General features: G+C 39.8%; 12 protein-coding genes and 1 tRNA gene. 12 read left to right on the plus strand and 1 reads right to left on the minus strand.

What is annotated here, in order from left to right; all coding sequences use genetic code 11:
- Positions 1 to 17 precede the first annotated feature (17 nt).
- The 4 genes from rapZ (at position 18) to JFU24_RS18225 (ending at position 3,195) form a co-directional block, all read left to right on the plus strand.
- Positions 18 to 920, plus strand: coding sequence for an RNase adapter RapZ (rapZ, locus tag JFU24_RS18210; protein WP_201222667.1), 903 nt, complete (start codon positions 18 to 20; stop codon positions 918 to 920).
- Positions 910 to 1,896, plus strand: coding sequence for a gluconeogenesis factor YvcK family protein (locus JFU24_RS18215; RefSeq protein WP_056524509.1), 987 nt, complete (start codon positions 910 to 912; stop codon positions 1,894 to 1,896). Before rapZ ends, JFU24_RS18215 begins: the two co-directional genes overlap by 11 nt.
- 67 nt (positions 1,897 to 1,963) lie before the next feature.
- Entirely contained in the window at positions 1,964 to 2,917 is a 954-nt protein-coding gene (gene whiA / locus JFU24_RS18220; RefSeq protein ID WP_056524512.1) for a DNA-binding protein WhiA, read from the plus strand.
- A gap of 20 nt (positions 2,918 to 2,937) precedes the next feature.
- Positions 2,938 to 3,195 (plus strand): HPr family phosphocarrier protein, encoded by a 258-nt coding sequence (locus JFU24_RS18225; RefSeq protein ID WP_053348612.1) that lies wholly within the window; start codon positions 2,938 to 2,940, stop codon positions 3,193 to 3,195.
- Positions 3,196 to 3,292: 97 nt separating this feature from the next.
- Here the strand turns inward: JFU24_RS18225 and clpP are convergent, their stop codons facing one another.
- Entirely contained in the window at positions 3,293 to 3,898 is a 606-nt protein-coding gene (gene clpP / locus JFU24_RS18230; RefSeq protein WP_053348613.1) for an ATP-dependent Clp endopeptidase proteolytic subunit ClpP, read from the minus strand.
- A gap of 299 nt (positions 3,899 to 4,197) precedes the next feature.
- Between clpP and JFU24_RS18235 the strand changes: the two genes are divergently transcribed.
- The 8 genes from JFU24_RS18235 to gpmI all read left to right on the plus strand — a co-directional run bounded on the left by JFU24_RS18235 (position 4,198) and on the right by gpmI (position 12,175).
- Positions 4,198 to 4,269 (plus strand) — tRNA-Arg (locus tag JFU24_RS18235).
- A 329-nt stretch (positions 4,270 to 4,598) separates the two neighbouring features.
- On the plus strand, positions 4,599 to 5,936 hold the full coding sequence (gene rpoN / locus JFU24_RS18240) for an RNA polymerase factor sigma-54 (protein WP_242485359.1): 1,338 nt from the start codon (positions 4,599 to 4,601) through the stop codon (positions 5,934 to 5,936).
- Positions 5,937 to 5,950: 14 nt separating this feature from the next.
- Positions 5,951 to 6,193, plus strand: a complete 243-nt coding sequence (locus tag JFU24_RS18245; protein WP_235566054.1) for a glutaredoxin family protein — start codon at positions 5,951 to 5,953, stop codon at positions 6,191 to 6,193.
- 139 nt (positions 6,194 to 6,332) lie between these two features.
- Positions 6,333 to 7,367, plus strand: coding sequence for a sugar-binding transcriptional regulator (locus tag JFU24_RS18250; RefSeq protein ID WP_201187315.1), 1,035 nt, complete (start codon positions 6,333 to 6,335; stop codon positions 7,365 to 7,367).
- 32 nt (positions 7,368 to 7,399) lie between these two features.
- Positions 7,400 to 8,407 carry a type I glyceraldehyde-3-phosphate dehydrogenase gene (gene gap, locus JFU24_RS18255; RefSeq protein ID WP_201187312.1) on the plus strand — a complete coding sequence of 336 codons (1,008 nt, stop codon included), beginning with the start codon at positions 7,400 to 7,402 and terminating at the stop codon, positions 8,405 to 8,407.
- A 247-nt stretch (positions 8,408 to 8,654) separates the two neighbouring features.
- The gene (locus tag JFU24_RS18260; RefSeq protein WP_201187311.1) at positions 8,655 to 9,839 is read left to right on the plus strand and encodes a phosphoglycerate kinase; all 1,185 of its coding nucleotides are present in this window, start codon (positions 8,655 to 8,657) and stop codon (positions 9,837 to 9,839) included.
- A 46-nt stretch (positions 9,840 to 9,885) separates the two neighbouring features.
- On the plus strand, positions 9,886 to 10,647 hold the full coding sequence (gene tpiA, locus JFU24_RS18265) for a triose-phosphate isomerase (protein WP_201188120.1): 762 nt from the start codon (positions 9,886 to 9,888) through the stop codon (positions 10,645 to 10,647).
- Positions 10,640 to 12,175 carry a 2,3-bisphosphoglycerate-independent phosphoglycerate mutase gene (gene gpmI, locus JFU24_RS18270; protein ID WP_201250266.1) on the plus strand — a complete coding sequence of 512 codons (1,536 nt, stop codon included), beginning with the start codon at positions 10,640 to 10,642 and terminating at the stop codon, positions 12,173 to 12,175. Before tpiA ends, gpmI begins: the two co-directional genes overlap by 8 nt.
- Positions 12,176 to 12,183: the final 8 nt, after the last annotated feature.

Genomic DNA, 12,183 nt, shown 5'->3' on the forward strand with positions numbered 1-12,183 from the left:
CATGGGGGCGGAGAAAAATGAGTACAGGGCAGATGAATGAAACGCAATTGGTCATCATAACTGGAATGTCAGGAGCAGGAAAGACAGTGGCGGTTCAAAGTTTTGAAGACCTCGGCTTTTTTTGCGTCGATAATTTGCCGCCCACTTTATTGCCAAAGTTTTTGGAGTTAATGAAGGACTCTGGGAATAAGATGAATAAAGTAGCACTTGTTATGGATTTACGGGGGAGAGAATTTTTTGATTCCTTATTTCTTGCTTTGGACAAATTAACAGAAACATCATCGGTCTCACCAAGAATTCTTTTTCTTGAAGCTGATGATGATTCCTTGGTCCGTCGATATAAGGAAACGAGAAGGACCCATCCATTAGCTCCATTAGGCCGGCCATTAGAAGGTATTAAAATGGAACGGGAACTCTTGGATGAACTAAAAGGAAGGGCTCAGTTGATTTTTAATACTTCACAGCTGAAGCCACGTGAACTTAGGGAAAAAATTGCTTCAGAATTTTCAACGGATAAAAGTGTAGGATTTACAGTCAATGTCATGTCCTTTGGGTTCAAGCATGGTCTACCTATAGATGCAGACCTTGTGTTTGATGTACGTTTTCTACCCAATCCGTACTATATTGACCACATGAGGCCAAAGACGGGGTTGGAGCAAGAAGTATCTAGCTACGTTTTAAAATGGAGTGAGACACAAAAGTTTTTAGAAAAGGTAACAGATCTGCTTACCTTTATGCTTCCATATTATAAGCGTGAAGGGAAAGCGCAACTTGTTATTGCGATTGGGTGTACAGGAGGTCAGCACCGTTCTGTAGCATTGACTGAGTATATTTCGAACTACTTCCAAAAGGATTACAGGGTTCAGGTGTCTCATCGAGATATCGAAAAAAGTAAGGGGAAAGTAAAAGATGTTAAATAAAAAGAACCGGCCTAAAGTTGTGATCATTGGAGGGGGAACCGGCCTTCCGGTTTTATTAAGAGGATTAAAGAAGCATCCAGTGGATATAACAGCAATCGTTACGGTAGCTGATGATGGTGGAAGTTCAGGGCGCCTTCGTGAGGACATGGATATCCCCGCACCTGGTGATATTCGTAACGTTCTTGCTGCATTGTCAGATGTAGAGCCTCTTGTTGAGCAAATGTTTCAGCATCGCTTTCAGAGTAAAAATGAGTTGTCCGGGCATTCGTTGGGGAATCTGATTCTCGCTGCTATGACCTCATTAACGGGAGATTTCGTCCATGCAATCCAGGAAATGAGTAAATTCTTGAATGTCCGGGGTAAAGTACTGCCAGCTGCCAACCAAAGTGTGGTTCTCCAAGCGGAAATGGATGATGGATCGATTGTTACTGGAGAATCCAAAATCCCCTTTTCAGGAAAGAAAATAAAAAAAGTATTTCTGTCGCCCCAACATATAAAGCCGCTAAGTGAAACTCTCCAAGAAATCAAGCAGGCAGATCTTATCGTCATCGGTCCAGGAAGCTTATACACTAGCATTCTGCCTAATCTACTTGTTCCAGGTCTTGGTGAAGAAGTAGGCCGCTCTAAGGCGAAGAAAGTGTACATTTGCAATTTAATGACACAAGCAGGCGAGACGCTGGATTATAGCGCAAGCGATCATATAAAAGCTATATATGATCATATGGGAAATGCATATATTGACAGGATACTTGTTAATAATGAGGAAATACCGTCTGAAATTCAGGAACGTTATAAAGCTGAATATGCCAAACCGGTTGTGTACGATGTGGAAAGTTTAAAAAGAATGGGTCTTGAAATCATACAAGAACGCATTTTTAGCTATGAAGGTAATGTAATACGCCATGACACAAAAAAAGTGGCAGATTTGCTTTATAATATGCTGGTAAATGAAACGAAAAGTCATATAGTTCCGTAGATATAAGTGGATACTGCTTTTTGACTAATAAAAAGAGATTACCTGCGTTCGATTGGGGGTGAAATGGATGTCTTTTGCTTCAGAAACAAAAAAAGAGCTTACTACATTGGAAGGAAAGGATTGTTGCGGAAAAGCAGAATTGTGTGCACTTATCCGGATGAATGGATCCCTTTCATTTTCTAATCGGAAGCTTGTTGTGGATATTCAAACTGAAAATGCAGCGATTGCCAGACGGATTTACACGCTGTTGAAAAAAAGTTATGAGGTCCAGGTCGAGCTGCTGGTTCGTAAAAAGATGAAGCTTAAAAAGAATAATGTTTATATTGTCAGGATGTCATCTGGAGGGCAGCGGATTTTAACCGATTTAGAAATTTTAGGCGAGGGCTTTGAAATTCTCCATGCTATATCCGATACTATTGTTGGGAAAAAATGTTGTAAGCGTTCATATCTAAGAGGTGCATTTCTTGCGGGAGGTTCGGTCAATAATCCGGAAACGTCTTCCTATCATCTTGAGATTTTCTCACTTTATAAAGAGCACAATGATGCGCTTTGTGAGCTAATGAATAAGTTTGGTTTAAAGGCTAAGACGCTAGAACGTAAAAAAGGGTATATCATTTATTTAAAAGAAGCCGAAAAAATTGCAGAGTTTTTAAGTATTGTGGGAGCTCATTCAGCTTTATTAAGGTTTGAGGATGTAAGAATTGTCCGTGATATGCGTAATTCCGTAAATCGCCTTGTGAATTGTGAAACAGCTAATTTGAACAAAACGATTGGGGCCTCATTGCGTCAGGTTGAAAATATCCATTACATTGAGGATACGGTAGGATTAAATATTTTACCAGATAAGCTTCGGGAAATTGCGGAGCTAAGGATAGCATTTCAGGATATAACATTAAAGGAACTTGGAGAAATGGTATCAGGAGGAAACATCAGTAAGTCGGGGATTAATCATCGGTTGCGAAAAATTGATGAAATAGCTGATAGACTCCGTGGAGGAGAAGCTATTGCTGCGAAAAAATAAAGCTAACAGGGGAGATCAAGATGGTGGAAAAACAAGTAGAAGTACGACTAAAAACAGGTTTACAAGCACGACCGGCTGCTCTTTTTGTTCAAGAAGCTAACCGCTTTCATTCAGATGTTTTCCTTGAAAAAGAAGGAAAAAAAGTGAATGCAAAAAGTATTATGGGATTAATGAGTCTTGCCATTAGCTCTGGCGTGTCCGTCAAGCTTATTGTTGAAGGCCGTGATGAAAAAGAAGCAATAGAGGCATTAGAAGAATTCGTACAGCAAGAAGGATAAAATAAGAGGGTGCCGACAAGCATCCTCTTAAAGTTTTCACATAAAAGAAAAAGGACTCAAAAGTCGCTTTATGCTACTTTCGAGTCCTTTAGTTTTATTATTTGTCTTTTTTATCTTCAAGATTGCTACGAGTGATGACTTTGTCAATCAAGCCATATTCAAGAGCTCTTTCAGAGGTCATGAAGTTATCGCGTTCTGTATCTCTTTGAAGGACTTCTATAGGTTGTCCAGTACGTTCTGCTAGGATTTGGTTTAATTTGTCTTTCAAGTGAAGGATACGGCGTGCTGCAATTTCAATTTCCGTTGCTTGACCTTGAGCTCCTCCAAGTGGTTGGTGAATCATGACTTCACTGTTTGGCAGGGCATAACGTTTGCCTTTTTCACCAGCAGCCAATAGGAATGCACCCATAGAAGCAGCCATACCAATACATACAGTTGATACATTTGGTTTAATATATTGCATTGTATCGTAGATAGCCATACCAGATGTGATGCTTCCACCTGGGCTGTTGATATATAAAGTAATATCTTTTTCAGGATTTTCTGCTTCTAAAAATAGTAATTGAGCAACAATAGAATTGGAAACATTGTCATCAATTGCGCTTCCAAGCATAATGATCCGGTCTTTTAATAAACGGGAATAAATATCGTAGGCACGCTCCCCACGACTTGTTTGTTCGATAACTGTAGGAATTAAATTCATGTTCATTTCCTCCTTCGATTAAGAGAATCATTTAAATTCTTTATGTATGTATGATACACTTTTTGGTCAATTTAGGTCAAACAAAACAAACCCTATAATTGATAATTTGTTCGACAATTTTCTAGCTAAGTCTCCTTCCGAATTAAATTTATTTATAATTATGCCGCACAGGGATGAATTTCCACATTACCCATAATACCCAAAAGCCGAAGTTTTAAACCTGATAACCCTTGCAAAGGAAGGCATTCTATCATATAATGAAGTCTGTCGAAAAAATATAGTAAATGATCTTCTATTTCGCCCTCGTAGTGCAACGGATAGAACGCAAGCCTCCGAAGCTTGAAATGCAGGTTCGATTCCTGCCGAGGGCATTACCAATCTCCTGCTTAATTAAGTGGGGGATTTTTTATTTGTTATTTTTAAGTGAAGGCATCCGACGGCTCCTAGCGATTTTTGATGAATTTAATCGATTTCCGTAAATTTCCACCGAATCCTGTAATATCACCCTATTTTGGAAAAAAATAGTCATTACCCTTAGAAAATGTTGATTTCTCAATAAAAGTAGTTGTGAAAATCGCATTCCTGACATATAGTATTTAAAACAAATACACTATTCAGAAAAAAACGTAAGCGTTTTCATGGGTTTTTGTGTAGAATTTTCTCCTGATAATGTAAAATGAAATAGGGGAGGGATGAATCGATGAGTATGAATATGAAAGCAGGACTTTTTCAACAGCAAACATTAAAAATGGCAATGACCCAGGAGCTGATGCAAGCTATTACATTGTTGCAGTACTCCGCACAAGAGCTTTCCGCTTTTTTAGAAAATAAAATGGTGGAAAATCCATTACTGTCCCTAGATCAGCCAACATCTGCTTTGTTTCAGCCAACCCTTGACCGGAAAAAGGGTAAACGAACTCTTAAAAATACGTATGATGCTAATTATTGGATTGAACAAATCAGTGAAGATACCCTTTCACTTGAACAGCATGTCATGTCGCAAGTGAATCACCAGCAACTTTCTGGTGAGCAGCAGAAGGCGATGTTGCTCTTAATTCATAACCTTGATGAAAACGGTTACTTGCGAATCCAGCTGGAAGATATATGTGTTCCGGGGATATCTTCAGTCGTTTTAGAAGAGAGCCTACGACTTTTACAGCAACTCGAGCCGCATGGGCTTGCAGCGAGGAATCTTCAAGAATGTCTTTTACTTCAGGTAAAAGCAGAAGGTGTGAATCTGCTGGCAGAATCGATCATAGAAAACCATTTCCTCGATTTTGCTGAAAAGCGGTGGAAAGACTTAAGTAAAAAAATTGGCGCTACAATGAAGGAGATTCAAGAAGTTTTTGATTATGTCCAGACATTGAATCCGCGTCCTGCTTCACTCTTTTTTCAGGAAAAACCATCCTATATTGTGCCGGATGTAGTCGTGGAAGTTCGTGACGGAATCCTGCTTGTCGGGAATTATGATGGTAACACACCTAATCTTAATGTGGATAAAGGGTATTTAAACAGAATGAAGAGTCATAAGGACCAGGGAGTGCAACGTTTTATCCAGGATAAGTGGCAAGAATACCAATGGATCTCAAGAGGGATTCAACAGAGAAAAGAGACTATATTGAAGGTTATTCAGTGTATAGTCGAAAAACAGCCAGCTTGCTTTCATCACGGTTTAAATTATTTAAAGCCGATGACCATGAAAGAAATCGCCGACGAGCTTGGCATACATGAGTCCACAGTAAGCCGGGCTGTTAAAGGGAAATACGTGCAGACACCATTTGGTACGATAGAGATGCGGATATTTTTCACTACTTCTTTACAATCTGTCGGCCTTGATGAAGATATGTCGGGCATGCAAGCAAAAAAAAGCCTCCAGGCAGCGATCAATAGTGAAAATAAACAAAAGCCGCTTTCTGACCAGGACTTGGCTGAACGATTAAAAGAGGAGAATGGAATTATTCTGGCACGTCGAACTGTGGCCAAATACCGGGAACAATTAGGGATTCCTTCTTCATCTAAACGAAAAAGATATGATTGAAAAGGATGAGTAATTTGGAATCAAATGTGTTTGTTTTATACAGCAGGGAAAAATGTCCATTATGTGAAAAGGCCAAACAGATTCTTGAAGAGATTAAATTTGAATCAGGTATAGTATATACGGAAATTGATATCTATTCTGATGATGCTTTACTTGAAAAGTTCGGGCTTATGATTCCTGTTATAGAATGGAAAGGTAATATAATTCAATTCGGAAATGTTGATAAATCAGCTTTAAATAGGCTTGTGGAAAAATAATTTTTCAAATCATTTGAAGAAACATTCCGTTCCTGCTAGAATAAAATATGTAGCAGGAATATTTTTTTGTTTTAAGTGGGACATTAAATGACTATACGGGACATAAAGTGTCCAACTTTAACTTTTAGGAGTTTTAAACATGCGTACATTACTCGAGGTACAAAGAAAATTATTACCTGATTTCCTTATGGTTATGCAAAAAAGATATGATATCCTGCGTTATATCAAAATGATGCAGCCAGTTGGAAGGCGAAGTCTGGCAGTTAGCCTTAATTTGACGGAGCGGACGCTAAGAGGTGAGGTTGATTTTCTGAAAAGTCAGAACCTGATAAATATATTCAGTTCTGGAATGACTCTCACTGATGAAGGGATGGAGATCCTGGATAAGTTAGAAGGAATAATGCGTGAAGTAATGGGTATAGACATAATGGAACGGAAGTTGCAGGACATATTACAAGTTGATGAAGTCATCATAGTCTCTGGTAATTGTGATGAAATTCCATGGGTAAAAAAAGAATTGGGCAAAGCATGTGCAAACCGTATGAAACAAGAGTGGGAATCAAAGAATACCATTGCTGTTACAGGTGGATCAACAATGGCCGAAGTAGCTAATTCTTTGTCACCTGATGCAGCGTCAAGGAAATTGACATTTGTCCCTGCTCGCGGCGGAATTGGTGAAGCTGTACAGAATCAAGCTAATACCATTGTAGAGAAAATGGCACATAAGACGCATGCCTCGTACCGAGTGTTATATGTACCTGATCAATTAAGCGGTGAGGTATATGCTTCCTTTATGAAAGAACCTGCAATTAAAGAAGTTATTTCCCAAATCAAGTCAGCCGATATGATTATCCATGGAATTGGTGATGCTTTGGCAATGGCTAAAAGAAGAAATTCTACACCAGAAATGCTAAAGAAGCTGATTGATGGAAATGCTGTAGGAGAAGCATTCGGTTATTATTACGATGAAAACGGAAAAGTTGTTCATAAAGTTTTGACTGTCGGCATTCAATTAGATGATCTTAGCCCTGAAAAGCGAGTGATTACTGTAGCAGGTGGGAAAACTAAAGCAAAAGCAATCCGTTCATATATGAAAGGCGCACCTTCATCGACGGTTTTAATCACGGATGAAGCGGCAGCACAAGAGTTAATTCAGGGGAATTATACCCCTTAATATATTTGCGAACTTAAAAGGAGGAATTTTTCATGACAGTAAAAGTTGGAATTAATGGTTTTGGACGTATTGGACGTAATGTATTTCGGGCAGCATTGAGTAATCCTGAGGTAGATATTGTAGCTATTAACGACTTAACAGATGCTAATATGTTAGCGCACCTTCTGCAATATGATTCAATTCATGGCTCTCTTAATGAAAAAGTAACAGTGGATGGGGATTACTTAGTTGTTGATGGCCATAAAGTTAAAGTATTGGCTGAACGTGATCCTGCACAGTTAGCATGGGGAGAACTAGGAGTAGAAGTAGTTGTAGAATCTACAGGACGTTTTACAAAACGTTCCGATGCTGCTAAACATTTAGAAGCTGGCGCGAAAAAAGTTATTATTTCAGCTCCTGCATCTGATGAAGATATCACGATCGTTATGGGTGTAAACGAAGACAAATATGATGCAGAAAACCACCACGTTATTTCAAATGCTTCTTGTACGACGAACTGTTTAGCTCCATTTGCTAAAGTGCTTCATGAACAATTCGGAATTAAACGCGGTATGATGACTACAGTTCACTCTTATACAAATGATCAGCAAATCCTTGATTTGCCTCATAAAGATTATCGTCGAGCACGTGCAGCGGCTGAAAATATCATTCCTACAACAACTGGGGCAGCAAAAGCTGTTGCACTTGTACTTCCTGAACTTAAAGGGAAATTGAATGGTATGGCAATGCGTGTACCTACTCCAAACGTATCTGTAGTCGACCTTGTTGCAGAGCTTGAAAAAGATGTAACAGCTGAAGAAGTAAATGCAGCATTTAAAAAGGCATCAGAAGGAGAACTAAAAGGAATTCTTGATTACAGCGAACTTCCTCTAGTATCAGGAGACTATAACGGTAACGCATCATCTTCTACAATTGATGCTCTTTCCACGATGGTAATGGAAGGAAACATGGTAAAAGTATTATCTTGGTATGATAATGAAACAGGATATTCTAGCCGTGTTGTAGATTTAATCGACTATTTGGCTAAAAAAGGATTGTAATTAGAATATTAAAAAAACCTCACCAAGGTGAGGTTTTTTTAATAACACCTCTAAAAAAACTTGGCAGAAGATGATATTATTAGTAAGTCATTAAACAGTCAAGCGTTTACATTTCTTGTTTTTGGATAATTTCCTGGAAACCGACTATAATGAAAAAGAGAAAAGGGGAGTTGGGATATTTACCCTCTCCCTTTTTGACTAAAAGAATCAAAAATATGTTAACAATATCTAAGGGGGTTCTTGGATTATGAATAAAAAGTCGATTAGAGATATTGAATTAAAGGGGAAACGCGTATTTTGCCGTGTTGATTTCAACGTTCCGATGCAGGACGGAAAGATTTCGGATGATACGAGAATCAAAGCTGCACTGCCGACGATTTCCTATCTGACAGAACAAGGTGCTAAAGTTATTTTAGCCAGCCACCTTGGTCGTCCAAAGGGACAAGTTGTTGAAGAATTACGCCTAGCTCCTGTTGCGGAAAGACTAAGTGAACTTAGTGGCAAAGATGTACAAAAGGCTGAAGAAGCTTACGGGGAGTCAGTTCAATCAATCATTGATAACATGGGAAATGGCGAGATTCTATTATTGGAAAACGTTCGTTTCTATCCTGGTGAGGAGAAGAACGATCCTGAATTAGCGAAGTCATTTGCTGCATTGGCTGATGTTTATGTAAATGATGCATTCGGAGCTGCGCACCGTGCACATGCTTCAACGGAAGGGATAGCCCATCATCTTCCTGCTGTTGCTGGATTGTTAATGGAAAAAGAGCTTGCGGTATTAGGAAAAGCTCTATCCAATCCAGAACGTCCTTTTACAGCTATAATTGGGGGAGCAAAGGTAAAGGATAAAATAGGTGTTATCGAGAACCTGTTGGAAAATGTCGATCACTTGATTATTGGTGGTGGATTAGGTTATACATTTATTAAAGCACAAGGTCATGAAATCGGTAATTCTTTATTAGAAGAAGACAAAATCGAGCTGGCTAAATCTTTCATTGAGAGTGCGAAAGAAAAAGGCGTACAACTGCATTTGCCAATTGATGCTGTTGTAGCAGCAGAATTTTCACCTGATGCACAAGCCCAGAATGTCGATATTGATGCTATCCCAAATGATAAAATGGCGCTTGATATTGGACCTAAAACAAGTGAATTATTTGCAGATGTAATCAAGGGCTCTAAGCTAGTAATTTGGAATGGACCAATGGGTGTATTTGAATTCGATAAATTTGCGAATGGAACGAGAACTGTTGCTGAAGCATTGGCGGAAGCAAAAGATACTTACAGCATTGTAGGCGGAGGGGATTCTGCTGCAGCTGCTGAAAAGTTTGGCTTAGCAGAAAAGATGTCCCATATATCAACTGGTGGCGGTGCTTCTCTTGAGTTCATGGAAGGCAAAGAGCTTCCTGGAGTAGTAGCCTTGAACGATAAATAAGAGTGAACCGTTAAAAATATCAACTTTAGAAGGGATGAGAAACCAAATGCGAAAACCGATTATTGCAGGAAACTGGAAAATGAATAAAACACTATCTGAAGCGACTGCCTTTTTAGAAGAAGTGAGCAATTTGATTCCGAAGCAAGATTTAATCGATTCAGTTGTATGTGCTCCAGCTTTATTTTTGGATCAACTTGTTCAAGCAGCAAAAGGAACCGATGTGAAAATCGGGGCGCAAAACATGCACTTTGAAGAGAGTGGTGCCTTCACAGGAGAAATCAGTCCAATTGCTTTGGCTGATCTTGGTGTATCATATGTCATTCTTGGTCATTCTGAACGCCGGGAAATGTTCAATGAAACGGATGAAGCCGTAAATAAAAAAGCTCACGCTGCTTTTGCAAATCAGTTAACACCTATCATTTGTTGTGGTGAAACACTAGAGCAGAGGGAAGCTGGAGAAACGAATGATTTCGTTGGTAGCCAGATTGAAAAAGGCCTTGCGGGGCTATCTGATGACCAATTGAAACAAGCCGTTATTGCTTATGAGCCGATTTGGGCGATTGGAACAGGGAAATCTTCATCTGCTCAGGATGCAAATGAAGTTTGTGCACATATCCGCTCAGTTGTTGCTGATAAGTTTTCTAACGAAGCAGCGGCAGCCATCCGCATTCAGTACGGCGGCAGTGTGAAGCCTGAGAATATCAAAGAGTACATGGCACAGCCTGATATTGACGGTGCATTGGTAGGCGGGGCAAGCTTGAAAACTGATTCCTTTTTACAATTGCTGGAGGCTGGTCACTATGAGTAAGTCGCCTGTGGCACTTATCATCTTAGACGGTTTTGGCTGCCGCAATGTAGAAGAAGGAAATGCTGTTTTTCATGCAAAAAAACCGAACTTTGATCGTTATTGGGACCAGTATCCGCATTCCCATTTAACTGCAAGCGGGGAAGCTGTCGGCTTGCCTGCTGGTCAAATGGGGAACTCTGAAGTGGGTCACTTGAATATAGGGGCCGGACGGATCGTTTATCAAAGTCTGACCCGGGTGAACCTAGCAATTCGTGAAGGAGAGTTTGCAGAAAACCAAACTTTTCTTGATGCCATGAACCATACCAAGAAAAAAGGTACAGACCTTCATCTTTTTGGTCTCCTTTCAGATGGCGGTGTGCACAGTCATATTGAACATATGTATGCCCTGCTGAAATTGGCGGCTAAAGAAGGAGTTAAAAACGTATATGTTCATGCATTTTTAGATGGACGGGATGTTGGACCGAAAACGGCACAAGGTTATATTAAGGATGCGGAAGCGAAAATGAAGGAAATTGGTGTTGGTCAGTTCGCGACCATATCCGGACGATATTATTCCATGGACCGTGATAAACGCTGGGAGCGTGTGGAAAAATCCTATCGTTCAATGGTGTACGGTGATGGACCTGCTTACCCTTCTGCGATGGAATGTGTAGAAGACTCTTACGAACATGGTATTTTTGATGAGTTCGTGATACCTTCAGTCATTACAGCGGAAGATGGGAAACCGGTAGCGACAATAAAAGATGATGATGCGGTTATTTTTTATAACTTCCGTCCAGACCGGGCAATTCAGATTTCAAATACGTTTACGAATAAGGATTTTCGATCATTTGACCGTGGTCCTGGTCATCCGAATAACCTGCATTTTGTCTGCTTGACACATTTTTCAGAAACAGTTGACGGATATGTTGCTTTTAAGCCAACAAATCTTGATAATACATTAGGGGAAGTACTTTCTCAAAATCAACTAACCCAGCTTCGCATTGCTGAAACTGAAAAGTATCCTCATGTGACATTTTTCATGAGCGGCGGACGTGAAGAGAAGTTTCCTGGAGAAGAGAGAATTTTAATTAATTCTCCGAAAGTTGCTACATATGATTTAAAGCCAGAAATGAGTGCTTATGAAGTGACGGATGCGTTGTTGGAACAAATTGAGGCGGACCGCTTTGATGCTATTCTTTTGAATTTTGCCAACCCGGATATGGTCGGCCATTCAGGGATGCTGGAGCCGACTATTAAAGCGATTGAAACCGTGGATGAGTGCCTAGGTAAAATTGTCGATCTAATCGTCTCAAAAGGCGGAACAGCAATCATAACCGCTGACCATGGGAATGCTGATGAAGTTGTAACGCTTGAAGGCAACCCCATGACAGCCCATACAACAAATCCTGTGCCTGTCATTATCACTAAAAATCAGGTAACATTAAGAACAGGTGGTATCCTAGGTGATTTAGCTCCAACGATGCTTGATTTGCTTGGAGTCGAAAAACCTGTTGAAATGACAGGGAAATCCCTATTATCTAAATAAAATTGTGA

This window comes from Peribacillus sp. TH27 (assembly GCF_016650915.1).
GTDB classification, from domain to species: domain Bacteria; phylum Bacillota; class Bacilli; order Bacillales; family DSM-1321; genus Peribacillus; species Peribacillus butanolivorans.